The organism is Pseudomonas spirodelae (genome assembly GCF_034653255.1).
GTDB classification, from domain to species: Bacteria; Pseudomonadota; Gammaproteobacteria; order Pseudomonadales; family Pseudomonadaceae; genus Aquipseudomonas; species Aquipseudomonas spirodelae.
Genome location: NZ_JAYEET010000012.1, coordinates 48,409 through 73,097, shown reverse-complemented (window position 1 = coordinate 73,097; position 24,689 = coordinate 48,409). Strand labels below are relative to the sequence as shown.

Below are 24,689 nucleotides of genomic sequence, written 5' to 3'. Positions count from 1 at the left end.
ACCCTCGCCGCTTAACGCCGTCACTTGCACGATGCATATAAAGCAGAAGGAATCGCTATGTTTGAGCACGTTAAAGATGATGTATTGCCCTTTGAACAGTTTATCTACCGCCTGCTCACCTACCTGGCCATCGCCATACTGCTGCTGGCGCTTGCCGTGATTCCCGGCGTTATGACGTTCCATCTGTTCTTCGAACTGCCCCTGACAGAAGCCTTTATAAATGCTGTTTCTCTGCTGGGCTCCCTGCCGGTTCCGCATCCGCTCACCTCCCACGGCGGCCACGTATTTACCGCCCTCTACAACCTGTTTATCGAAACCACCGTACTGCTGGCCTTGGGCACGCTGTTCTCGCCCATAGTCCACCGCGTCCTGCACAAGATGCATTTACAAACCGAACAGGACGAATAAGCCCAAGCGCAAAGGCTGCCGTGACCTGTGCTACTCACGGTCCACTACAGCGAGGCAATGCCACGTAGAATTGTGCGTCTGAGCGCAGTCTTGAGGGTGCAGTGGTGGAGTTACAGCGCGGGTTTATCCTGACCCGACATTGGCGTGATACGCCAACAGGCACACAGGTGGAGTTCTGGCTGGCCACTGAACAGGGTCCGCAACAGATCCGCTTGCCGCTGCAGACCTCGGTGGCCTTTATCCCGGCCGAGCAACGCGCCCAGGCCGAGGCGCTACTGGCCAATGAAAGCGGCGCTGAGCTGCGCCCGCTAGCCCTCAAAGACTTTCAGCAGCGCCCGGTGCTGGGCCTGTATTGCCAGCAGCATCGTCAGTTGATCGACCTCGACAAACGCCTGCGCCGCGCGGGCGTAACGGTTTACGAAGCCGATGTGCGCCCGCCAGAGCGCTACCTGATGGAGCGCTTTATTACCGCGCCAGTGCTGTTCGCCGGCACGCCTGATGCAGCTAACCCGGCCCTGCTGCTGGAAGCGCAGATCAAACCCTGCGCGGACTACCGCCCCACCCTCAAGCTGGCCTCGCTGGATATCGAGACCAATGCCTTCGGCGAGCTGTACTCCATCGCCATCGAAGGCTGCGGCCAGCGCAACGTGTATATGCTCGGCCGCGCGCCGGAAAAGCCGCCAGAAGTGGATTTTCAGCTGGAGTACTTCGTCAGCCGCGAGCAGTTGCTCGAACGCCTCAACCACTGGATAGCGCAGCACGACCCGGACGCGATCATCGGCTGGAACCTGGTGCAGTTCGACCTGCGTGTGCTGCACGAACACGCCCGCCGTCTGGCCATCCCCCTGCGTCTAGGCCGCGATGGCAGTGAGATGCAGTGGCGCGAGCATGGCAGCGGCAACGGTCACTTTTTCGCCGATGCAGCGGGCCGGCTGATTATTGATGGCATCGAAACACTGCGCTCGGCGACCTGGAGCTTCCCCTCGTTCAGCCTGGAAAACGTCGCGCAAACCCTGCTCGGCGAAGGCAAGGATATCTCCACGCCCTACCAGCGCATGGACGAAATCGACCGCATGTTCCGCGAAGACAAACCCGCCCTGGCGCGCTACAACCTGCGCGACTGTGAGCTGGTGACGCGGATTTTCGAGAAAACCGCGATCCTCGACTTCCTCCTTGAGCGCGCCACGGTCACCGGCCTGCCCGCCGACCGTAACGGCGGCTCGGTGGCGGCCTTCGAGCACCTGTATATGCCGCTGATGCACCGCCGCGGTTTTGTTGCGCCGAACCTGGGTGACAACCCACCCCAGGCCAGCCCTGGCGGTTTTGTCATGGAATCGCAGCCAGGGCTGTACGAGTCGGTGCTGGTACTGGACTACAAGAGCCTGTACCCCTCGATCATCCGCAGCTTTCTGATCGACCCGGTGGGGCTGATCGAAGGCCTGCGCCAGCTGGACGATGCGCACTCGGTGCCGGGCTTTCGCGGTGCGCGTTTCTCGCGCAGCGAGCACTGCCTGCCGAGCATTGTCGAGCGGGTGTGGCAGGGCCGCGAAGCCGCCAAACGCGAGCACAACGCGCCGCTGTCGCAGGCGCTGAAGATCATCATGAACGCCTTTTACGGCGTGCTCGGTTCCAGCGGTTGCCGCTTTTTCGACACGCGCCTGGCCTCCTCGATCACCCTGCGCGGCCACGAAATCATGGCCCGCACTCGCGCGCTGATCGAGGCCGAAGGCCATGCAGTGATCTACGGCGATACCGACTCCACCTTTGTCTGGCTACAACGCCCGCATGACGAAGCCGAGGCGGGGCAAATCGGCCGCGCGCTGGTGGCCAAGGTCAATGCCTGGTGGCGCGAACATCTGCACAGCGCATACGGCCTGAGCAGCGCCCTAGAGCTGCAATACGAAACCCACTACAGCCGCTTTCTGATGCCGACTATTCGCGGCGCCGAAGAAGGCAGCAAAAAACGCTATGCCGGGATGATCAGCCGCGCCGATGGCAGCCACGAAATGGTCTACAAAGGCCTGGAAACCGTGCGCAGCGACTGGTCACCGCTGGCCCAGCAGTTTCAGCGCGAGCTGTATGAACGGATCTTCCTCAACCAGCCCTACCAGGGTTATATCCGCGACTATGTCGAACGCACCCTGAATGGCGAGCTGGATGAGCTGCTGGTCTACCGCAAGCGCCTGCGCCGCCTGCTAACGGACTATGAGCGCAACGTACCGCCGCATGTGCGCGCCGCACGCCTGGCCGACGAATACAACGCCGCCCACGGCCGGCCACTGCAATATCAACGCGGCGGCTGGATCAGTTATCTGATCACCACCGCCGGCCCACAACCGCTGGAAGCACGCAACGCCGTCATCGATTACGAACACTACCTGACACGGCAATTACAGCCGGTGGCCGATGCCATTCTGCCGTTTGTCGATGACGACTTCGCCACCTTGATTGGTGGGCAACTGGGGTTGTTCTAACCACTTTTGTGGGAGGGGCTTTAGCCGCGACAGCTTTATCGCCTGAGTCGCGGCTAAAGCCCCTCCCACATCAATCTCCAGCCTCGCGAACGCACCCTACGCCTCGCGCGTCGCCAACAGTGGCGCAGCCTTGGGTTTACGAAACACCAGTACGTTACCCAACATCACTAATACCAAGCCGAACAGCGCCGGCGCAGTCCATTGATAGCCCTCGGCAAATACCGAGATATTCAGCGCCACCACCGGGAACAGCACGGTGCAGTAGGCGGCGCGCTCCGGGCCCATACGCCCGACTAGGGTCAGGTAGGCGGTAAAGCCGATCACCGAGCCAGGAATCGCCAGGTACAGCAGACTGCCGATGTAGCGGCTGTTCCACTCGAAACCGAATGGTGTGCCGCTAACCAGGCAGATCGCCACCAACATCAACGCGCCATAGAGCATGCCCCAGGCATTGGTGGTCAGCGGCTTGAGACCCGCCTTCTGCTGCAGGCTGGAAAGCATATTGCCGGCGGAGAATAACAACGTGCCGATGACCGCCAAGCCAATACCCAACAGGGTTTCATGGCTGGCCTCATGCCCGGCCAACTCCGGCCAGAACAACAACGCCAAACCGCCCAAGCCTAACGCGCCACCGGCCAGCACATTGGCGGCAATTTTCTGCTTGAAGAACAACCGCGCGTTGATCGCATTCCACAGCGTGGCGGTGGAGAAAATCACTGCCACCAGACCGCTGGGTATCCACTGGCTAGCGGTGTAGAAACACATGAAATTCAGGCAGAACAGACACAGCCCTTGTACCAGACAGATCAGCTGGCCGCGCTTGTCGAGCGTTTGCAGGCGCCCGCTGAGTAGCAAAATGGCAAACAGCACCAGCGAGGCCAGAGCAAAGCGATAGGCTATGGAGGCGGCAATCGCCACCTCGCCGAGTTGCAACTTGAGGGCGATCCAGGTGGTGCCCCAGATCAGTACGGTCAACAGATAGAGCGACAGGTTCATTAACAGACTCCCTTTGGATAACGAGAGTCTGCGCGCTCTCTGGGGCCAGATCTTGCACAAACTTGCGCTTATTACGCGCCAAGGCCGCTTCTGTAGGGTGGGTTAGTGGCGTAGAACCGAGAACTGGGGAACAGCTGCATACCCGTGCGCCACGTAACCCACCAAGCGGTGATGGGTCTGTTGAATCGACTGGACGCGACGCTTTCCGGTTGACGCGACTCGCGGGCAAGCCCGCGCCTACAAAACCAGGCAAGCCGCTGTCTAAACGGCCAAACGGTGCCTGGGCAAGCCGATGGAAATCAGCGCCGCCAGCAGCACAAAACCCGAGGAAATCCACAGGCAGGCGGCCAAGCCATAAGCCTGGTAAACCCAGCCCGAAAGCAACGTGCCAAGCAGCCGGCCGGCGGCGTTGGACATGTAATAGAAGCCGACATCCAGCGACACACCGTCCTCTTTGGCGTAGCTGACGATCAGGTAGCTGTGCAGCGACGAGTTCACCGCAAACAGCGCGCCGAACAGCAGCAGCCCGCCGAGCAACACCCACTGCGCCGACAATCCGCTGTTCAGGCCAAGGGCGATCGCGGCGGGCACACCGGCCAGCACTGCCGCCCAGGCAAAGGCAGCGCGGCCATCCGGTAATTGGCCGCTGGATTTGCCGGTAATGGCTGGGGCAAACGACTGAACGATGCCGTAGCCGATCACCCACAACGCGAGAAAGCCGCCAACCAGCCAGAAATCCCAACCCAACACGCTGGACAGGTACACCGGCAGCGCGACGACAAACCACACATCGCGCGCGCCGAACAGAAACAGTCGCGCGGCCGAGAGCAGGTTGATCGCCAGGCTCTTGGACAGCAGGTCGCGAAACTTCGGTTTGGCTTTCGCTTTGCCTAAATCCTTCTGCAACAGCCGCAAACTGGCCAGCCAGATCAACGCCAACACGGCAGCCATGGCCAACACCGCCCCAGTAAAGCCGAGCAGCGCCAGCAGTGCGCCGCCCATAAAAAAGCCCACGCCTTTCAGCGCATTCTTCGAGCCGGTCAGAATCGCCACCCACTGGTACAGCGTGCCTTGCTGACTTTCCGGCACCAGCAGCTTGATCGAGCTCTTGGCGCTCATCTTGTTCAGGTCTTTGGCGATGCCCGACAGCGCCTGGGCACCCATCACCCAGGGAATGGTCAGCCAGGCGGCTGGCACGGTGAGCATCAGCAACGCCGCCACCTGCAGGCCCAGGCCGATATTCATGGTGCGATTGAGCCCCAACCGCGCGCCCAGATAGCCACCCAGCAGATTGGTGACTACGCCAAAAATCTCATAAAACAGAAACAGCGCGGCGATCTGCAGCGGCGTGTAACCGAGGCTGTGGAAATGCAGCACCACCAGCATGCGCAGCGCGCCATCGGTCAGGGTAAAAGCCCAGTAATTGCTAGTGACCAGCAGGTATTGGCGCACTTCGGGGGCTAGGCGAGATAAGGCGTGCATCGAATGAGTCCTGTGATGGCGCAGGGTGTTTGATGGGTATCGCTTTGCTCAACCCATCCTACGGGCTGCGACGTGAACGTAGGGTGGGTTAGCCGAAGGCGTAACCCACCAACCGGCCGCGAGACCGGCTAACGGATCATTCGGCCACACCCACCATCCGCGCCAACTCGACGGTGCGGTTGGCGTAGCCCCACTCGTTGTCGTACCAGGCGTAGAGCTTCACCTGAGTGCCGTTGACCACCATGGTCGACAAGGCATCGATAATCGACGAGCGCGGATCGGTGCGGTAATCAATGGACACCAGCGGCCGCTCCTCATAGCCCAGAATCCCAGCCAACGGGCCGGCAGCGGCGGCTTTAAACAGCGCATTGACCTCCTCCGCCGTGGTCGCGCGCTCAACCTCAAATACGCAATCGGTCAGCGAGGCGTTAGCCAGCGGCACGCGCACTGCGTGGCCATTGAGCTTGCCGCGCAGCTCGGGGAAAATTTCGGCAATCGCCGTGGCCGAACCGGTGCTGGTGGGGATCAAGCTCATACCGGAAGCACGGGCGCGACGTAGGTCCTTGTGCGGCGTATCGAGGATGCTCTGGGTGTTGGTCAGGTCGTGAATAGTGGTGATCGAGCCGTGGCAAATGCCGAGGTTTTCATGGATCACCTTGACCACCGGAGCCAGGCAGTTGGTGGTGCAGGACGCCGCCGTCACAATGCGGTGCACGACCGGGTCAAACAGCTGCTGATTGACACCCATCACCACATTCAAGGCACCGGCCTCCTTGACTGGCGCACAGACCACCACGCGCTTTACGCCTTGATCGAGATAGCCTTGCAGCAGCGCGACCGTCTTCATCTTGCCGCTGGCCTCGATCACCAGATCGCAGCCACTCCAGTCGGTATCGGCAATGGCCTTGTTAGCCGTGACGGTGATGCGCTTGCCGTCAATGACCACGCAGTCGCCCTCACTGCTCGCCTCATGCTGCCAACGGCCATGCACCGAGTCGAAATTGAGCAAATGCGCATGGGTCGGTGCATCGCCGGCTGGGTCGTTGATCTGCACAAACTCGAATTCCGGCCAGCCCCAGGCCGCGCGCAGCGCCAAGCGCCCGATACGGCCAAAACCGTTGATACCTACCTTGATAGCCATAAACCAATGTCCTCTACAAAAGTGATTAGGCGCTACGCGGCGCAAACATAATGATCGCCATGCCGAGCAGTGCCACAGCCGCACCCAGCAGGTCCCAATGGGTCGGGCGGATGCCGTCCACTAGCCACAGCCAGATAATCGCCATGGCCACATACACCCCGCCATAAGCGGCATACACCCGCCCGGCGGCGGTGGGGTGCAGGGTCAGCAGCCAGGCGAACAACGCCAGTGAGGCGGCGGCCGGCACCAGCAGCCAGATGCTCTTGCCCTGCTTGAGCCACAGGTATGGCAGGTAGCAGCCGATGATCTCGGCAAGGGCCGTGAGGGCGAATAGCCCAAGGGTGTTAAGCATGCTGACCTCTGTGGCCAACCTGCAGTCGGCCTGGATGGGTATGGAGGGTATGAGGCTTGAGCCTTAAATGGCGGCCTGATTCACCCGTTTGCTCAGTTGTTCAGCCGACTCCTTGCGTTCGGAGTAACGGTCCACCAAGTAGTCGGTTTGGCCGCGCAGCAGCAGGGTGAACTTGACCAGTTCCTCCATCACATCCACCACCCGGTCGTAGTAGGCCGAAGGTTTCATCCGCCCAGCCTCGTCGAATTCAAGGAAGGCCTTGGCCACCGAGGACTGATTGGGGATGGTGAACATGCGCATCCAGCGCCCGAGCACGCGCATCTGGTTCAGCGCATTGAAGGATTGCGAACCACCGCTGACCTGCATCAACGCCAGAGTCTTGCCTTGGCTCGGCCGCACCGCGCCCATGCTCAGGGGAATCCAGTCGATCTGCGCCTTGAACACCCCGGTCATTGCACCGTGACGCTCCGGCGAGCACCACACCATGCCTTCACTCCACAGCACCAGCTCGCGCAGCTCTTGTACCTTGAGGTGATCTTCGGGGGCATCATCTGGCAGCGGCAGGCTGGCGGGATTGAAAATCCGCGCTTCGGCGCCGAACTGTTCAAGTAAACGCGCGGCTTCCTCGGTCAGCAGACGGCTGTAAGAGCGTGCGCGGTTGGAGCCATAAAGCAGCAGGATGCGCGGTTTATGCGCGGCGGCCGGTTGCGTCAGCTTGTCCGGGGTCGGAATGTCCAGCAGTTCGGGGTCGATATTCGGCAGTTCGGAGGTCATGGGCTTTCTCTGAAAAAGGTGGCTTAGCCGCACAGGACGGCGCGGTCCGGGCGGTCGCGCATGCTGTGCAGGCGCAGGCGGTCTTCGGCCAGTTGCGGGTCATCGGCGGTGAGCACTTGCGCCAGGGTCTGCCTAACCCAAGCCGGCAAGTGCGGATGCAGGCGGTAGTAAACCCACTGCCCCGCGCGGCGATCCTGCAACAAGCCGCTGCTGCGCAACTGCGCCAGATGGCGAGAGACTTTCGGCTGACTTTCCTGCAGGGCGGCGGTCAGCTCACAGACGCACAACTCGCCCTCCTGGGCGATCAGCTGGGTCATGCGCGCGCGGGTGTCATCGGCCAGGCACTTGAACAGGGTGACCGGGGCCAACATCTGCAGCGGCGCATGGGCTTTGCTTTTGACCAACACGAACAGCTTGATGCGTTCGTGGATCTGCTGCAGGCAGTGCGTGTAGGCATTGGCCTGCTGGCTGGTGGCCGGGTCTTCAAAATCCCAAGCAATGTATTCGCCGGCACCCGGCAAGGTGCTGCACTCGAAGGCGGATTTGTCACACAGGGTGATCACGTAGTCGAACGCCTGGCCGTCGAAGCTTTCCAGGGGTTTGCTGTACAGGCCTTCGGTGCTCACGCCCAGTTGCTCCAGCGCAAGGCGCGCATGCGGGTCGACCTCACTGGGCTGGGGGCCGGCGCTGCACACCTCGTAACCCTCGGGGTCGGTGTGGCGCAACAGCGCCTCGGCCATCTGCGAGCGGGCGGCATTGGCTACGCACAGGAACAATACGCGACTCTTTTGGCTCATGGCGGTGGGTGCCTGGCAAATACGATTTGGCGAATATATTGATAGCCATATATCTTGTAAACCGTATATTTAGTTTGCGCTGAGCCGACCCAGATCAACATTGAGCGCCACACGCCTGGCTAGACTGGCCATACACCTAAGGACTGCACATGGAACTGTTCACATGGCTGAATGACCAACTGCTGCGCATGGACTGGCTGGCCTGGCTGGTGCGTGTGCTGCTGGAGGACGGCTTCGGCCTGGATACGAGCAGCCGCGTCGGTGCCAGCCTGCACTTCTTCATCTACGACGTGATCAAGATATTTATCCTGCTCGCCGTACTGATTTTCAGCATCTCCTGGGTGCAGAGTTATTTCCCGCCGGAGCGCACCCGCCGCATTCTCGGCAGCATGAGCGGCTTCAAGGCCAAACTCACCGGCGCGCTGCTGGGCACCATCACGCCGTTTTGTTCCTGCTCGTCGATCCCGCTGTTTATCGGCTTTACCAGCTCCGGCCTGCCGCTGGGGGTGACCTTTGCCTTTCTGATTTCCTCGCCGCTGGTGGACCTGGCCTCGGTGATTCTGCTGGCGAGCATCTTCAATTGGTCGATTGCCATCGCCTACGTGCTGATCGGTCTGGTGCTCGCGGTGCTCGGCGGTACGCTGATCGGCCGAGCGCGGATGGAGCGCTACGTCGAGGCGTTTGTGATGCACAACCCGGTGCTCGATATCCCGCAAGAACAGCTGACGCGCCGCGATCGCGCGCAATTCGCCTGGGCGCAGGTCAGCGATATTTTCAGCCGCGTGTGGCTGTACGTATTGATCGGCGTCGGCATTGGCGCGGCCATCCATAATTGGATTCCCGCCGGTTGGATCGAAGCGCTGCTCGGCCAGGAAAACTGGTGGTCGGTGCCGCTGGCGACTGTGCTCGGCATCCCGATGTATGCCGATATTTTTGGCACCCTGCCGATTGCCGAAGCGCTGGTTGGCCGAGGCGTGGGCCTGGGTACAGCGCTGGCCTTTATGATGGCGGTTACCGCGCTGTCGCTGCCTTCGCTGATCATGCTCAAAAAAGTGGTCAAAGCGCCGCTGCTGGCGTTGTTCTTCGGCATTGTGGCCGTTGGCATTATGTTGATTGGTTATCTGTTTAACGCGTTCGCCTACCTGTTTATCTGACTGATGGAGCACAGCATGATCATTAAAATCCTCGGTTCCGGCTGTAAAAAATGCATCACCCTGAGCGAAAACACCCAAGCGGCACTGGCCAATCTCGGCCGCGAAGCACAAGTACTCAAGGTCACCGACATCGCCGAAATTGCCGCCCATGGCGTGATGTCGACACCCGCGCTGGTGATTGACGACAAGGTGGTATCCGTCGGCAAAGTGCTCAGCACCGGCGATGTGGAGAAGCTGCTAAGCGCCTGACTCATGCGCCGCTTTGCATAATCTTGCGCTTTTCTGCGCACAGGGGCTGGCACAGCGGAACCCTCGGCGTAGCATGTTGCGACGGAGGCGTTATGTCGCAACTTGAGCACTTACAGGTTTTCCAGAGCATGCACAGCTCACCGCACACGCGCCTGCATCGCAGCGCCGAGCTGGGTGATGGGCTGGCGGCGGCGGTGTGGAGCAACCGTCATGATGCCCGCGACTATAAAGCCCCCAGCCACCACACACTGTCCTGCTACCTGGCCGGCGGCACTGGCACCTTCCGCCGCGAAAGCCCGCACAGCAAAGGCGCACCGGACAAGCTGTGCATCCTGCCGGCAGGCCATCAGTCGGCTTGGGTGATCAACGGTGAAATCCAGCTGGCGCACCTGTATATCAGCCAGGAGCAGTTCGCCTTGGCGGCCGTCAACTTGCTGGATCGCGAACCACGCGAGCTGGAACTGCGTGAAGGCACCTTTCTCGATGATGCGCAGCAGGCCCAGCGCTTTCGCCAACTTAGCCAGCTGGATTGGCAGGAACCCGGCGAACGCATGCTCAGTAGCAGCCTGGCCCATGGCCTGATCAGCCATGCTCTGTTGTCTCAGGTCGGACGACGCGAAGGGCTGCGCCTGAAAGGAGGACTGGCGCCCAGCCAACGCCGGCGGGTGCGCGAATTTATCCAGGCCAATCTCAGTGAGCCACTGAGCCTTGGAACCTTGGCCGGCTTGTGCGCCCTCTCCGAATATCACTTCGCCAGAATGTTCCAGCTCAGTTTTGGCGTACCGCCGCATCGTTATGTGCTGGCGCAGCGTTTGCGCCATGCTCAGCAATTGTTGCAACACGGCCACTTGCCACTGGCTGAGGTGGCTATGGCCTGTGGCTTTGCCAGCGCCAGCCACTTCAACAACCGCTTCCGCCAGGCCTTCAGCGCCACACCGGGGCAATACCGTACGACCCTGCGATAGCCCGAGGCCAACATGCGCTCATGCAGCGCCCCGCCCAGCAGATAGCACGATGGATCACCCGCTGAAACCGCACACCGTCTGCTAATCCCTGGCTGGCTGTGCAAGAATCATCGGCTGCCCCCGAGAAAGCTGCCCATGCCACGCCTCACCATTTCGCCCACTGGGTGCCACTGATGGCCCTCGACATCCTGCATCTGCGCCTGGAAGACTGGCGTGCGGAATTCGGCGTGGGCGACCTGCAGCGTGGCCAGGGCTATGCCGCGCAAGGCCGCAGCCGCCTGCTCAGCCTCAAGGACAGCACCCTGCTCGCGAGCTGCCGGGGCTCTGGCGCACAAACCTATCAGCAACGCATCACCCTAAATCACTACGGTCAGGGCTGGGCTGTCAGCGGCAAATGCAGCTGCCCGGTGGGCTTCAACTGCAAGCACGTAGCCAGCGCCCTACTCACCCTGCAAAGCCAACAGGAGCAAGGCGTCGACCTCTCGCCGCTGATCGTCAGCAGCCCGGAGGCCCGCGAAGAGCGCCTGGAGCACCTGCAACCCAGCCCCGTACTGAGCCTTGGCAGCCTGGTGCGCGTGCACTTCGATGCGCGCAAGGGCCGCATGCAGGAACAAACCCAGCACCGCGCCGCCTTGGCCTTCGATTACCAAGGCCACCTGGCCGCGGGAAAAAGTGGCAAAGACCTGCTGATCAAACAAAGCCCCACCCACAGCCTGCGCATCGTGCGTGACCTCGACGCTGAAGCGCAGCTGCGCAAACGTCTGCAACAGACCGGGATGCAGGTGTCTCTCAGGCAAAGCGAAGCCCTGCCGGAAAGCGCTGGCGAAGCCTATGAGCAAGCCAATGAAGCCGCCTGGCTGCTGTTTGTCCGTGAGCAACTGCCGCTGCTGCGCGAGGAAGGCTGGCAGATCCGCATGCAGCCGGACTTTCAATACAACCTGGCGCAGGTCGATGACTGGTACGCCGAGGTCGAAGAAGACCCCGAGCAAACCTGGTTTGACCTGGAGCTGGGCATTGAAGTCGAAGGTCAGCGCATCAGCCTGTTACCGATTCTGTTGCAGGCCATCCGCCACAAACCCTGGCTGCTCAATGGCGAAGCCCTGAACAAGCGCGATGACGATGAAATGCTGCTGGTCAGCCTGCCGCACAACCACAAACGCGTGGCCTTGCCGCTGGCCCGGCTAAAGCCGCTGCTGGCCACCCTCGGCGAATTGTTCGTGCGCGAGCCGGGGGAATCCAGCCAACGCCTGCGCCTGTCACGCCTGGATGCCGCACGCCTTAATCACCTAACAGAAGGCCCCACGTTAAGTTGGCAAGGCGGTAGACAGGTGCGCGACTTCGCCCAACGCCTGCAACAGCTGGACAGCGCCACCCTGCAGCCACCCATAGGTTTGCAAGCTGAGCTGCGTGCTTACCAACTGCAAGGCCTGGCCTGGATGCAGGGGCTGGCTGAATTAGGTGTGGGCGGCCTGCTGGCCGATGACATGGGCCTGGGCAAAACCCTGCAGACCCTCGGCCACATCCTCTGCGAGTACAACGCCGGGCGCTTGCAGCAACCGGCGCTGATCGTCATGCCCACCAGCCTGATCCCCAACTGGCAGGATGAAGCCGCGCGCTTCACCCCGCAGCTCAAGGTGCTGGCGTTGCACGGGCCAAAGCGTCGTGCGCTGTTCAAGCAGATCGCCGAGCACCAGATCATTCTCACCACTTACGCCCTGCTGCCGCGCGACCTCAAGGCGCTGAGCGCGCACAGCTATCGTCTGTTGATTCTCGATGAAGCGCAGAACATCAAAAACCCGCGGAGCAAGGCCGCGATTGCCGCCGGGCAACTGCAAGCTGGGCAGCGCCTGTGCCTGACCGGTACGCCGTTGGAAAATCATTTGGGCGAGCTGTGGTCGCTGTTCAATTTCCTGATGCCCGGCTGGCTGGGCGACAGCAAGAGCTTTACCCGCGACTACCGCACGCCGATTGAAAAGAACGCCAACGAGCAGCGCCTGGCGCACCTCAATGGGCGGATCAAACCCTTTATCCTGCGCCGCACCAAGGAGCAGGTGGCCAGCGAGCTGCCGCCGAAAACCGAAATCACCCACTACGTCGAACTCAGCGCCGCGCAACGCGATCGCTACGAAACCCTGCGCCTGGCCATGGATAAAAAGGTGCGCGACGAGATCGCCCGCCAAGGCTTGGCGCGCAGCCAGATCGTGATTCTCGAAGCCCTGCTGCGCCTGCGCCAGGCCTGCTGTGACCTGCGCTTGCTGGGTGATGACGGTGACAACAACTTGAGCAGTGCCGACTCGGGCAAACTTAGCGGCCTACTGGAGATGCTTGACGAGCTGTTCGCCGAAGGCCGACGGGTGCTGCTATTCTCACAGTTCACCTCGATGCTGGCACTGATCGAAACTGAGCTGAAAGCGCGCAATATCCCCTACGCCAAACTCACCGGCAGCACCCAGGACCGGCGCACCCCGGTGCAGCAGTTCCAGGCTGGCGAATTACCGATCTTTCTGATCAGCCTGAAAGCCGGCGGCGCGGGCCTGAACCTGACTGCGGCCGACACGGTGATCCACTTCGATCCCTGGTGGAACCCGGCCGCCGAAGCCCAGGCCAGTGACCGCGCCTACCGCATTGGCCAGGACAAACCGGTGTTCGTCTACAAACTGATCGCCCGTGGCAGCGTTGAGGAGAAGATCCAGCAGCTGCAACAGGCCAAGGCCAACCTGGCCTGCGGCGTGTTGGCAGGCGGCAGCCAGACTCAGCTGCAACTCAGCGAAGACGACCTGCAGGCGCTGTTTGCCCCGCTAAGCCCCTGAGCAAAGTCACTCAGTCATCGCTCTGGGTGTCGTCCTTTTCCGCCGCATCATCAGCCGGATTGGACTTTTTCCGCGCCCCACCGGCCTGCACCGCAGGGAAGCGCGAGGAGGCGTAACGCACCACAAAAATCGCCATTGCCAGCAGCAGAATCGCCCCGGACACCATGACCACGCCCCAATCCGGTTTGTGGTTGTGCGAGATGTCAGAAATCATCAAACGGGTCAGCGCAGTAATCGCCACATAAATCATGAAGCGAATCGGCATGTGGTTGGTCTTGAAGTAGATCCCCACCATCGCCGCTAATTCCAGGTAGATAAACAGCAGCAGGATGTCATCGACGGTGATGTGGCCCTTGTCCAACATACCGAGGAAGGCCATCACTGCGGCCCAAGCAGTCACGGCACCAATGGCAAACAGCGCCAGGTAATGGAATGCCTCCATTAACAGATTACCCAGCGACTCCGCCTGCCCATGCATGCGCTCGCGCATCTGTTCGGCCCAGTTTGACTTGCCCATACAATCCCCTTGAATCCAACAAACGATAAATTACTAGCCACGCGCACCGCCTCTGGCGCTCACGCATGGCACTGCAGTAGAAGAAGCTTTATGCCGCTTAAAAAGCACGCGCAACAGCTATGCCAGCCAGGCGCGGCATGCCGAATTAATAGTTTTTGCATACCGGCATGACACGATCTGACTATTGGACAAGCCGGGCCAGACAGGCCATAAGCACTGCCTCACCCACGCGGGTTATACCGCGCCGGCGCTTCAATCGCTCGCGCGCTGATCATTACAGGAGATCACCCATGGCTCTACCGCTATCGCTCGTTCGCCAGACACTGCGCGCCGCCGTCATCAGCTGCACGGCCCTCACCGCGCTGATTCCCCTAAGCGCCAGTGCCGCGCCTGTAGCCAAGCAGCAGACACAAGTACCGGGTTATTACCGTATGGCCCTGGGTGACTTCGAAGTGACCGCCCTGTACGACGGCTATATCGACCTCGATAACAAACTGCTCAAGGGCGCCAGCGCCGAGGATATACAAAGCCTGCTGAGCAAGATGTTTCTCGATTCCAGCAACGGCGTGCAAACCGCGGTTAATGCGTATTTGATCAATACCGGCACTCAACTGCTGCTGATCGATACGGGCGCCGCCCAATGCTTCGGCCCTACCCTCGGCGTGGTGCAAAGCAATCTGAAAGCCTCGGGTTACCGCCCTGAACAAGTCGACACTGTGCTGCTCACGCACCTGCACCCTGACCATGCGTGCGGCCTGCTCACCAGTGACGGCAAGGCGGCTTACCCCAATGCCACGGTGTATGTACCGCAAACCGAAGCCGACTACTGGCTCAGTGCGGAAACCGCCAGCCAAGCGCCCGAAGCCTCACGCGGGATGTTCAGCATGTCGCAGCAGGCGGTCGCCCCCTACGCCGCCCAGCAACGCCTGAAGCGCTACAGCCCTGACAGCCAACTGTTTGCCGGGCTTAGCGTGGTACCGAGTAATGGCCACACCCCGGGGCACAGCTCCTACTTGCTCAGTTCCAACAACCAGAGCCTGCTGGTATGGGGCGATATTGTGCACAGCCATGCCGTGCAGTTCGCCAAACCAGAAGTGGTGATCGAATTCGACTCAGACCAAGCCAAGGCCGTGGCAACCCGCAAGAAGCTTTTTGCTGAAGCCGCACGCGACAAGCTCTGGGTAGCCGGTGCGCACATGCCCTTCCCAGGGATTGGCCATGTTCGCAATGAAGGCAGTGCTTATGCCTGGGTACCGGTCGAATTTGGCCCGATTCGCAGCGATCGCTAAGCCAATGCCTGCAGCCAGTTGCCTGCCCACTCGGCAGGCTAACTGGGGGGTCAGCAGAAACTGCGCATGGGTGAGCGGGTAGCGGTAAGGAAATTGCTGCTGTTCAAATGCCTGCGAGTTCTTTAAGCTCGCAACCACTGTACAGATAAACAGTCTATTGCAACTTATCAGCGTGAAGGCGTAGAGGTGATGAATGGCCGTCGAAGTGGTGTACCGCAGCAGCCGGGATTTGGAGCGTTTATTCATGGATAAAGCCGAAGCCGACCGTCATGACAAAATGCTCGAACTGGCGGAGCTGCTCACCGAGGTGCTGCAAAAAGCCGTGCCATCGTTGAATGAAGCCCAGGGCGAAGAACTGGGGATTTACATGGCGAAGAATCGCGATGTGTTCGCCAAGGCTTTCAAAAACCAGCCTGACGCCTTGAGTGAACTGAACGCGCCCGCTGCCGAGTAACGCGCAACGTGCTCAGCAAAACCCCAGTCAATTACTGGGGTTTTGTGTTTCTAGCCAACACCCTCTGTACCGTGGGTGGCGCGTTTTAAATCGCCAGTTTAGCCATACAGCAAGCGCTCGGCGATGGCATCGGCAACCCTTGCCGGTGAGCGTTTATCGGCCTGGGCATGGCCGAAGATTTCCGTCAGGCGCCGGCTGATTTGCGTCAGGTGCGCGGTAATCGCCACCAGGCTTTCGCCTTGGTGTTTGAGCGCCACGTAGATCAGGCCGCCAGCATTGATCACATAATCCGGCGCATAGAGAATCCCCCGCGCCTGCAAGCTGTCGGAGATATCGGCACTGGCCAGCTGGTTGTTCGCCGCCCCCGCCACCGCCGAGCAGCGCAGTTGGCTGACGCTCGTGTTATTCAACACACCGCCCAGCCCGCACGGCGCGAGGATATCGCACGAGGTGGCGAGTAAGGCTTCGCTGGCCACCGGCCGCGCGCCCAGCTGCTCAACCGCCAATAACACGCGGCCAGGGTCGAGATCACTGACCAGCAACTCGGCACCGGCGGCGTGCAGTTGCTCAGCCAAGGCATACCCCACATTGCCCAAACCCTGAATGGCCACACGCAAACCTTCCAGGTTGTCGCTGCCAAGACGCGCCAACGCAGTGGCACGAATGCCGGCAAACACGCCCATGGCCGTGTGCGGTGAAGGGTCGCCCTCGGCCGTGGTGCTGGTGACGTGTTGGGTGTGCTGGGCGATGCAGTCCATATCGACGCTGGAGGTGCCACTGTCCATCGCGGTGATGTAGCGGCCGTTGAGGGTTTCGATAAACCGGCCGAAGGCTTCAAACAGTGCCCCGCGATTCTCGACATACGCAGGGCGAATGATCACCGCCTTACCGCCGCCCTGCTGCAGGCCGGCTAATGCCGCCTTGTAGCTCATGCCCTTGGCCAGACGCAGGGCATCCTCAATCGCACTGTGCGTGTCGGCATAGGGTAGGTAACGGCAGCCGCCGAGCGCGGGGCCCAGGCGGCTGTTGTGAATGGCAATAATGGCCTGCAGACCCGTCAGCGGGTCCACAGCGAAGTGCAACGACTCCAGTCGGGCGGTTTCCATCAGGGCGAACATGCTGGGGCTCCCGTACTGATTTGCACATCAGTATAGGCACCGGCGCTGCCGGCACCCTCCCGGTGGTCAGTTGCCGCCAAACGCTCGCTACACCTGTGGTTGCAACAATCCGCTGGACGAAGCGCCAGCACTTGACTACAAACCCAGAGACACCGGGAGATTGTCATGGACCCACGCGCTGCCTGCCTTGCCTGCTTGGAGCAACAACCGCCTGCGCTGTTCGAGGCGGCGTTGTGGATCGCCGTGGAGCATCAGCCCCACTTGCACCCGGCTGACCTGCTGCGCCAGGTCGACAGCCTGCAACAGCACATCGCTCAAGGCTTGCCCAATCTGCCGGCCAAGGAGCTGGCGCAACCGTTGTTGCGCCGGCTGACTGAGCTGAACTTCCATGAAGATGACGAGCAGCCGCTACGGCCACAAGCGGCCTTGGTTAATCTGCTACTGCAGCGTCGCTGTGGCCAACCGCTCACCCTCGCCTTGCTCGCACTGGAGCTGGCCAGACGTTTGGAGATTCCCCTGCAAGGGGTGAACTTCCCAGGGCACTTTCTGCTGCGCGTACCGGGTGCCGATCACCTGCTGGACCCGTGCAGCGGCCGCCGCCTGTATACCCGCGATTGCCGCGAGTTGCTGCAACGCCAGTACGGCCCGCACACCGAGTTGAGCGCCAGCCACCTGCTGCCTTGTGACCCCCGCAGCATGTTGCAGCGCCTGTCGCGCAATCTACGCCACCTGCATCAACAGGCCGATGAGCCGCTGGCAGCACTGCGCGATGCCGAGCGCGTGCTGCTTCTGGGTTCCGCCAACTTGCATGACCACCTGGCCCGCGCGGATATTTATCAACAGTTGGATTGCCCGCAGGGTGAGCGCTTCGACCTGCAGTGCGCGCTGCTGCTCTGTGATGAACCGACACAGCGCCTGCAGCTCAGCCAGCGTTTGCGCTTGCTCAGCGCCAGCCCGGCGCTGCACTGAATCAGAAGTAACCCAGTGCCTTGGCTTTGGCCACCGCCTGTGTGCGCCGCGAAACCCCCAGCTTGCCGTTGATCCGCCGCGCATGGGTCTTAACCGTGTGCAGCGAGATAAACAGTTGCTCGGCCACCTCTTGATTCGAACAGCCCTGCGCGATCAAGCGCAGCACAGCCAACTCACGCTGGCTCAGGGCATTGGCCGCTGATGACGGCGCGTTTGGCGTGTCACCTGGCGGCGGGGCGACCGTGAACCACAGGCAGTGATAATCCAGGCGCCGGCGCAGTGCCTGTGCACTTTCACGCGCCTGCTCGGCCGCCGCTTTATCATCAAAAAGTGCACAGGCCTGGGCATAACCCAGCCAAACGTCACTGGCGAGTGCCTGCCGCCCCTGCCCCAGGCTTTGCGCCAACAACTGTTGCAGCGCCTCACGTACATCCTTGCCCTGCTGCAAATCCAAGTGCAGCAATAACAGCTGCAAACGCGGAATTAGTTCAGGGAAGTTGGGCGTTGGCAGAATCGCCTTAACCTTCTGCTCATAAGCCAGAACCCTGCCCACCGCCATACGCGCCCGCTCATAGTGGCCTTGGGCAACCCACAAATGGCTGCTGGCCAGCAGCAGGGTGCCGCGGTAGAGGGTTTCACTGACATGTTGGCGTTGCATCAGGCGCTCAGCCTCGCCTAAATGCGCAAAGGCGCCGGCAAAATCACCCTGCCCCATGGCTAACTCAGCCAGGCCGAGATAACCGTGAAACGCGCCTGGGTCACCGCAATTGAGCGCCTGCTCCAGGCCACTGGCAAACCCTGCAGCGGCCTCACGTAGCCGCCCCTGGCGTAACTGCACCCGGGCCAAACGCAACTGCAACCGCGCCAGCACGGGAGTCTTTTGCAGTGCCGCTGGCTGGGTTGCCGTCAGCACCCGCTGGAGCAGCGTCTCCGCACGGGCAAACTCGCCGCGGGCTTCCAACAACAAGGCATGGTCCAGCTCCAGCAACGCCTCAAATACGGCATTGTCGTGCAAGCGTGCCTGCTTCAACGCCTCGAAACTAAGCTTTTGCGCCAGCTCCAGATCGCCCCGGCCAATCGCCACCAGGGTCAGTGCCGAGCGGCATAGCAACGACTGTGACCAGGCGCTTTCCGGCAACCCCTGCAAGGCCTCAAGCAGATGACTGCGCGCAGTCACCGCACACACCCGACCGTAGGCGATGATTCCCTGGATTGCCTGCCAGTGGGCAAACAACTCACGGGTACGCGGGCCGTCGCTGCGTGGCTGAAACTTGGCCAGTTGATCAATACAGACCTGCGCCTCATCCAGGCGCCCGACCAGCAGCAAGACCCAGGCATTCAGCAGAATCAGCCGCGGCGTGCTGCTCAACAGGCTCTCTGGCAACTCGCTGCGCCAGCGCAAAATCAGCGCCAAATCCTGACCTTGCAGCACCTGCTCTTCGGTAAAACGCTCAAGAAAACTACTGGCCACCTCCGGCTGACCGGCCAGCAGCGCATGCTCTACCGCTGCACGAATATCCCCCTGGCTGGCAAACCACTGACTCGCATGCACATGTAGCGCACCATAGGGCACGCCCGCTGTCTGCCGCTGCAGCAGCGTGGCCAAGGGCGTGAACAGCACAAACCACCCCTTGGCCGCCTCAAGCTCCTGAATAAACAGGCCACGCTCAATCAGCTGACGCAGCCAGTCCGCCCCCTCGCCCACACCGAAGAGGTGATCACACAGCGCCAGGTTGAAACAGGGCAGCTGGGCCAGTTGGTAGAGCATCTGCAGCAGCTCATGCGGTAAATCATGCAAGACCTCGCGCTCGACGTACTCAGCCAGCAGGTGATCATGCTCCGCATCCAGCGGTGCATCCGCCTCGGCATGCTCGGCCTGAGCGGCCAACAGACGCAGACGCAAAGCCGCCGGCCAGCCTTGGGTCAGCCCGTGCAGTTCAGGCGCCCAGGCGCTGCGGGCCGGGTCCAATTGCTGCAGCCAACCTGCTACCTCGGCCTCGGTAAACGACAGATCCGTCGCACCCAGCTCAAGCAACTCGCCCTCCAACAACAAGCGCGACAGGTTACAGGCCGGGCGACGACGACTGCCCAGCCACCAGCAGACGCCAGCGGGCGTCACCGTGAGTAATTGATTGAGAAAGTCATCCAGGGCGCTGTCAGGCCGTGCGGGGTAATCATTGAGCATGATCCACAGCCGCCGCGACTCCTGCGCGAGCGCCGCAAGCATGTCATCAGCGGTCAGCGGCGCGGGGTAATCAAGCAGCTTGCCCAGTTGCTGAGTGAGGTGATCGACCGGCATGCCATCAGCGCCGCAGTTGAGCCAAAGCAGCTGAAAGCCCTGCGGGCATTCGCGGGCACAGTCGGCGAGCAATACGGTCTTGCCGAAGCCTGCTGGGGCGATCAGCAATCGCAGCCGGCAGTCTTGCGCAAGTAAGCGTTGCTGCAGGGCGAATCGGCGAATATGGCCTGGGGGTGGGCGCTTGACGCTGCCGCAGGAAGACGCAGCGACGCTCAGCGAGAAAGGCGCTAATGCGTTCATGGCGGCTCGTTTTATTGTTCTAGCGTAACCGGGTCATCGCAGGCTAAACCTCAAGCCGCGAGGCTTACAGCGCTATAACAGCACGTGATGGTAGGCGATAAAAAAAGCGGCCCGCAGGCCGCTCAATCACGGAGTAGCTGTTGTTGCCTGACGGCTTAGCGCACGCCAGAGCTGCGCAGGGCAGCCGGCGTGTAATCCGCCGCTGAGGCTTTGAAGCCAAAGGTGTAAGCCGATTTTTCTTCGTTTTTCATGCCCAGGGCCAAGTAACGGCCGGCCACCAAGTCATACAACGCTTCAAGGGTGTAGCCCGGCACTTGCTGGTGGTAGTACTGCTGGGCATGACCTTCGGCAACACGCCACAGTTGGCCGCGACCGTCGTAATGATCGACCAGGGCGATCTGCCAGCTGTCTTCGTCGACATACATATGGCGCTTGGCATAGATGTGCCGCTCACCGCTCTTCAGCGTCGCCTCTACTTCCCAAACCCGGTGCAGCTCATAACGGGTCAGGTCCTGATCGATGTGCCCCGCCTTGATCACGTCGTCATATTTCAGCGCCGGTGAGTCGAGCTTGTAGCTGTTATAGGGAATGTACATTTCCTTTTTGCCGACCAGTTTCCAGTCATAGCGATCCGGCGCGCCGGAAAACAGGTCGAAGTTGTCTGAGGTACGCAGACCATCCGCGGCGGTACCCGGACCGTCGTAGGCTACCTGCGGTGCGCGGCGTACCCGACGCTGACCGGAGTTGTAGATCCATGCCAGGCGCGGCTCCTTGACCTGATCAAGCGTCTCGTGAACCAGCAACACGTTGCCGGCCAGACGTGCCGGTGCGGTCACGCGTTGCTTGAAGTAGAGCAGCACGTTGCTGCCTTTGGCCGGATCAAGGTCCGCGATATCAGCTGGAAACGCCGCCTCCTCTTCGAACTTCACCAGACTGTAGGACCCATTAGTCTGCGGTGTGGCCTGGGTGATAACACGGCGGGTGTTACCCCCACGGTAGCGGGTGATGTGGTTCCAAATCACCTCAACCCCCGTCTTGGGGACCGGGAAGGCGTAGTAGCGACTGGCCGTGAAGTTTTGCAGGCCGTTACCACCGTCTACCGGGATGGTGTTCAGCGCACTGACTTTGGCTGCGTCCTCTACAGCAGCGGGTACCGCCGTGGTGCGGTGCGAGCGATAAACCGGAATTTTATAGCTGCTTGCATAGCGTTTGAGCATGGCCATCTGACCGGCTGACAGCTTGTCTTTGTACTGTTCGGCATTGGCAGCGGTGATGGTGAACAGCGGTTGCTCGCTGGCAAACGGGTCAGCGAGAAAACCCTTGCCATCGACTGCGGCAGCGGTGGTCGAGAGGCCGCCATCCCAGGCTGGGATACTGCCATCGGCATTGCCGGCCATTTCTCCACCCAGTGGCGTTAGGCTGGTGCCTAGCTGGGCGGCTTCTTGCTCGGAGACTGCGGCCATTACGCTGCTGGCTAACAAAGTCAGCGCCAGCGCTCCAGCTTGCAGGATTCTTGTATTTTTCATTGTGTACGGATCCTTTTGCACTGCGTTGATCAGAAATTCACACCAAAACTCAGGGCGACAAAGTCACGGTCGACGTTGGTGTTGTACTCACCACCAAAGAAGTCGGTGTAGCTGAGGCTAGCGGTGTAGGTGTTCTGGTAATCAGCGTTCAGACCAAGGCTCACCGCCTTGCTGCCCTCACTGAAGTTCGGCCCATAACCATCGACGTCATGCGACCAGGCGATACTCGGCGTCAGGTTGATCCCGGCGAAAACGTTGCTGTAATCAGCGCTGGCGCGCAGGCGGTAACCCCAAGAGCTGCTAGTGAAGAAGCCGTCATCGTTGCACTCACCCGGTTTCGCGGTATTGAGCCCCGCAGTACAGGTCGCATTCACGGCTAGCTCACCAAGGCCATAGACCGGGTCACGACCAAAACGCAGTTCACCGACATCATCACTGATGCCGCTGACATGGTTGTAGCCCACCTCACCCACCAAGGTCAGGCGACTGGCCCCGAGCACTCGGTCAAAGAACTGCACGGCACTGATCTGTGCCTGGGTCACCGGCTTGCGCACATAACCGGCAATTTCTTCGCCGTCGACATTGCGCGCATGGCCGCTGGTGAATACCGGCGAATTGGGCAACCCGAGCGAGCCAAACGTCAGATCCGTTGAGTTGATCGAGATCGGCATGTTTGGCCGATAGCTCAGTTCACCGGCCAGCGCCGTGCCGTTGACGTTGGTCTGGAAGCTCACCCCGTAGAGGCGGATATCTTCGGGATATTCAAGAAAGTAACGGGCATTCGGCGCGCCGGGGATGAGGGCTGCAGACGGCGTGGTGGTGCGTAGAAAACTGCCGCTGGGGGTACGGCTGTGGTAGTTCATGGCATACAGGCCGAACTCGGTGTCGTTCAGCGATTCGGCGAACCAGCGCAGGGCAACGCCGAACTGGCCGCTGTCACGGGCATCCCTATCACCAGCACGTGGAATGAAAATAGGGTTACCGGGAGCGCCGGTATTGTTCGACTTATCAGGCGCCACATCAGCACCAAAGACCGCAAGACGATCATTGCAGCCATCAGCAGCTGTGTCGCCAGTGGAGAAGAAGGTGCCGCAGTTATCGACCACCGTCTGGTCCCACTCCAGCTGATAGAACGCCTCCATGCTCAGGCTGTCTGTCAGGCTCTGCGAGACATAGAGCATGTTGACCGGGATCAGGCCCTCTTTGATTTCCGCGCCAGGCCGGCGGAACGCCGCGGCATCCACCGGGTTGATCGAGTTAATCGAGTTACCGATAAACGTGCTCTCGCCCCAGCTGACCACTTGCTTACCAGCCCGCACACTGCCTGGCAGGCTGCCCAGGCTGTAGTTGTGGTAGATAAACGCGTCGAGGATTTCCGCACCTGCAGCCTGCGCCGCAGTTTTACGGTTGTGGTCATCAATGTCGTACAGCAACCGGCTCTCGTCTTTGGTCTCAAAGTCATACCAATACTTGCCGCGCACAAACACGCCGGTATCGCCGTACTTCAGCTCAAGGTCGTGAATACCCTTGAAAATCTTCGAGAAGGTTTCGCCCTTCTTGAAGTTCAGACGCCCATCATCGTTCGTCTGCGAGGATGCCTTGCCGCCATTACGCAGACCAATAAAGTCAGGATCGGCGCCGCGTACGCTCCAACTGGCCCCCACAGAAAGGGATGAGTCGAACTGCCCTTCAATCTCTCCGATATTAAATGTAATAGCCTGGACAGGCGCGACACAGCCGACAGCAATGGCAACCGCCAAAATGCTGGGCTGGAAGAAGGCATGTCTTGTTGTTGTTCTCATGCGGCTCTCCTGGAAAGCAGGGTTTCGTGTTGAGGCCCCACGCTACCCAGCCGCCCGAAGCCGGATAAGCGCCCGAAAGAGGTATTTGCCCTGTCAGCCAAAAGAGTGAATGACGCTCTAACAAGCCGACTTACGGGGCCGCCATGAACCATTTCGATGGGGCTGCATAGCCTGGATGAATACCCCGCCGCCCCAGCACCCGTATCGAAACAAGTACATCGTAACGAAATCAAAACAAACCGCTCACCTCACAGCGTTAGGGCCTTTGCAGAGCACTTTGCCGACACGCCCAAGCCAGACGTATTGAAATCACTACACACGCCATAAAAGCGGCCCTTGATAAACAATATAAGTCGTTGTTTTTATTGATAAAAAATAGAATGGCACCTACCTTGCTAGGGTCTTTACACCTTACGCCCGTTGCCAAGCACGCGCGTCCAGCACATCGCCCCCAGTAGAAAGGGCGAGTCACCCCTTGAGGAGTTCACATGAGCGAATTGCGTTTTACCGTTGAGCACGAATGGCTGCGTCAGGATGCCGATGGTCTGGTTACCGTGGGCATCACCGCCTATGCCCAGGAAGCCTTGGGTGACGTGGTATTCGTTCAGCTGCCGGAAGCCCAGCGCTACGCCGAGGGTGACGAAGTGGCCGTGCTGGAATCGGTAAAAGCGGCGAGCAATATCGCCATGCCGCTGGACGGTGAGGTGGTTGAGGTTAATGGCGAGCTAGAATCCAGCCCTGAGCTGGTCAACGAAGATCCCCTAGGCAAGGGTTGGTTCTTCCGTTTCCGTCCGGCCAATGCCAGCGCGGTAGCCGACCTGCTCGACCAGGCCGCTTACGAGCGCCTGCTCAACGCCAATGCTGACGCCTGAG

General features: G+C 60.6%; 20 protein-coding genes and 2 pseudogenes. 10 read left to right on the top strand and 12 right to left on the bottom strand.

Features of this window, described 5'->3' with window-relative positions; translation table 11 throughout:
• Window positions 1-57: 57 nt before the first annotated feature.
• Together SOP97_RS04610 and SOP97_RS04605 are read left to right on the top strand one after the other, a co-directional pair.
• The gene (locus tag SOP97_RS04610; RefSeq protein WP_322948375.1) at window positions 58-408 is read left to right on the top strand and encodes a hypothetical protein; all 351 of its coding nucleotides are present in this window, start codon (window positions 58-60) and stop codon (window positions 406-408) included.
• Window positions 409-512: 104 nt separating this feature from the next.
• Window positions 513-2,882 (top strand): DNA polymerase II, encoded by a 2,370-nt coding sequence (locus tag SOP97_RS04605; protein ID WP_322948374.1) that lies wholly within the window; start codon window positions 513-515, stop codon window positions 2,880-2,882.
• 96 nt (window positions 2,883-2,978) lie between these two features.
• Here SOP97_RS04605 and SOP97_RS04600 read toward each other — a convergent pair whose 3' ends face one another.
• From SOP97_RS04600 to SOP97_RS04575, 6 genes are all read right to left on the bottom strand, one after another.
• Window positions 2,979-3,878 carry a DMT family transporter gene (locus SOP97_RS04600; RefSeq protein WP_322948373.1) on the bottom strand — a complete coding sequence of 300 codons (900 nt, stop codon included), beginning with the start codon at window positions 3,876-3,878 and terminating at the stop codon, window positions 2,979-2,981.
• A 261-nt stretch (window positions 3,879-4,139) separates the two neighbouring features.
• Window positions 4,140-5,360: an organoarsenical effux MFS transporter ArsJ gene (gene arsJ, locus SOP97_RS04595; protein ID WP_322948372.1), complete on the bottom strand. Its 1,221-nt coding sequence runs from the start codon at window positions 5,358-5,360 to the stop codon at window positions 4,140-4,142.
• A gap of 136 nt (window positions 5,361-5,496) precedes the next feature.
• A complete protein-coding gene (locus tag SOP97_RS04590) occupies window positions 5,497-6,501 on the bottom strand; it encodes an ArsJ-associated glyceraldehyde-3-phosphate dehydrogenase (RefSeq protein ID WP_322948371.1) in 1,005 nt (334 codons plus the stop codon).
• A 25-nt stretch (window positions 6,502-6,526) separates the two neighbouring features.
• Complete coding sequence (locus tag SOP97_RS04585; RefSeq protein WP_322948370.1) at window positions 6,527-6,853, bottom strand: YnfA family protein; 327 nt, start codon at window positions 6,851-6,853, stop codon at window positions 6,527-6,529.
• A gap of 63 nt (window positions 6,854-6,916) precedes the next feature.
• Complete coding sequence (arsH, locus tag SOP97_RS04580) at window positions 6,917-7,627, bottom strand: arsenical resistance protein ArsH (protein WP_322948369.1); 711 nt, start codon at window positions 7,625-7,627, stop codon at window positions 6,917-6,919.
• A 23-nt stretch (window positions 7,628-7,650) separates the two neighbouring features.
• Complete coding sequence (locus tag SOP97_RS04575) at window positions 7,651-8,424, bottom strand: metalloregulator ArsR/SmtB family transcription factor (RefSeq protein WP_322948368.1); 774 nt, start codon at window positions 8,422-8,424, stop codon at window positions 7,651-7,653.
• 149 nt (window positions 8,425-8,573) lie between these two features.
• Here SOP97_RS04575 and SOP97_RS04570 point away from each other — a divergent pair, with 149 nt between their 5' ends.
• From SOP97_RS04570 to SOP97_RS04555, 4 genes are all read left to right on the top strand, one after another.
• Window positions 8,574-9,578 carry a permease gene (locus SOP97_RS04570; RefSeq protein ID WP_322948367.1) on the top strand — a complete coding sequence of 335 codons (1,005 nt, stop codon included), beginning with the start codon at window positions 8,574-8,576 and terminating at the stop codon, window positions 9,576-9,578.
• Between the two features lie 15 nt (window positions 9,579-9,593).
• A complete protein-coding gene (locus SOP97_RS04565) occupies window positions 9,594-9,827 on the top strand; it encodes a thioredoxin family protein (protein ID WP_322948366.1) in 234 nt (77 codons plus the stop codon).
• A gap of 92 nt (window positions 9,828-9,919) precedes the next feature.
• Window positions 9,920-10,792, top strand: a complete 873-nt coding sequence (locus SOP97_RS04560) for an AraC family transcriptional regulator (protein ID WP_322948365.1) — start codon at window positions 9,920-9,922, stop codon at window positions 10,790-10,792.
• Window positions 10,793-10,965: 173 nt separating this feature from the next.
• Window positions 10,966-13,602 carry a DEAD/DEAH box helicase gene (locus tag SOP97_RS04555; RefSeq protein WP_322948364.1) on the top strand — a complete coding sequence of 879 codons (2,637 nt, stop codon included), beginning with the start codon at window positions 10,966-10,968 and terminating at the stop codon, window positions 13,600-13,602.
• A 10-nt stretch (window positions 13,603-13,612) separates the two neighbouring features.
• Here the strand turns inward: SOP97_RS04555 and SOP97_RS04550 are convergent, their stop codons facing one another.
• Complete coding sequence (locus tag SOP97_RS04550; protein WP_274088167.1) at window positions 13,613-14,119, bottom strand: phosphate-starvation-inducible protein PsiE; 507 nt, start codon at window positions 14,117-14,119, stop codon at window positions 13,613-13,615.
• 290 nt (window positions 14,120-14,409) lie between these two features.
• Between SOP97_RS04550 and SOP97_RS04545 the strand changes: the two genes are divergently transcribed.
• Window positions 14,410-15,408 carry an MBL fold metallo-hydrolase gene (locus tag SOP97_RS04545; RefSeq protein WP_322948363.1) on the top strand — a complete coding sequence of 333 codons (999 nt, stop codon included), beginning with the start codon at window positions 14,410-14,412 and terminating at the stop codon, window positions 15,406-15,408.
• Between the two features lie 193 nt (window positions 15,409-15,601).
• Window positions 15,602-15,862, top strand: coding sequence for a YebG family protein (locus tag SOP97_RS04540; RefSeq protein ID WP_274088169.1), 261 nt, complete (start codon window positions 15,602-15,604; stop codon window positions 15,860-15,862).
• Window positions 15,863-15,960: 98 nt separating this feature from the next.
• On the opposite strand, the gene SOP97_RS04535 is transcribed toward SOP97_RS04540, so the two are convergent.
• Entirely contained in the window at window positions 15,961-16,980 is a 1,020-nt protein-coding gene (locus tag SOP97_RS04535) for a Leu/Phe/Val dehydrogenase (protein ID WP_322948362.1), read from the bottom strand.
• A 165-nt stretch (window positions 16,981-17,145) separates the two neighbouring features.
• Here SOP97_RS04535 and SOP97_RS04530 point away from each other — a divergent pair, with 165 nt between their 5' ends.
• A complete protein-coding gene (locus tag SOP97_RS04530; protein ID WP_322948361.1) occupies window positions 17,146-17,949 on the top strand; it encodes a SirB1 family protein in 804 nt (267 codons plus the stop codon).
• 1 nt (window position 17,950) lies between these two features.
• Here SOP97_RS04530 and SOP97_RS20500 read toward each other — a convergent pair.
• The 4 genes and pseudogenes from SOP97_RS20500 to SOP97_RS04515 all read right to left on the bottom strand — a co-directional run.
• Window positions 17,951-18,136: pseudogene (locus SOP97_RS20500) on the bottom strand (response regulator transcription factor); the annotation flags it as partial.
• A 123-nt stretch (window positions 18,137-18,259) separates the two neighbouring features.
• Window positions 18,260-19,717, bottom strand: a pseudogene (locus tag SOP97_RS20495) (MalT transcriptional regulator family protein); the annotation flags it as partial.
• 926 nt (window positions 19,718-20,643) lie between these two features.
• Entirely contained in the window at window positions 20,644-22,014 is a 1,371-nt protein-coding gene (locus SOP97_RS04520) for a DUF1329 domain-containing protein (protein WP_322948359.1), read from the bottom strand.
• Window positions 22,015-22,043: 29 nt separating this feature from the next.
• The gene (locus SOP97_RS04515) at window positions 22,044-23,816 is read right to left on the bottom strand and encodes a DUF1302 domain-containing protein (RefSeq protein WP_322948358.1); all 1,773 of its coding nucleotides are present in this window, start codon (window positions 23,814-23,816) and stop codon (window positions 22,044-22,046) included.
• A 488-nt stretch (window positions 23,817-24,304) separates the two neighbouring features.
• On the opposite strand from SOP97_RS04515, the gene gcvH reads away from it, so the two are divergent.
• Window positions 24,305-24,688 (top strand): glycine cleavage system protein GcvH, encoded by a 384-nt coding sequence (gene gcvH, locus SOP97_RS04510; RefSeq protein ID WP_274088175.1) that lies wholly within the window; start codon window positions 24,305-24,307, stop codon window positions 24,686-24,688.
• Window position 24,689: the final 1 nt, after the last annotated feature.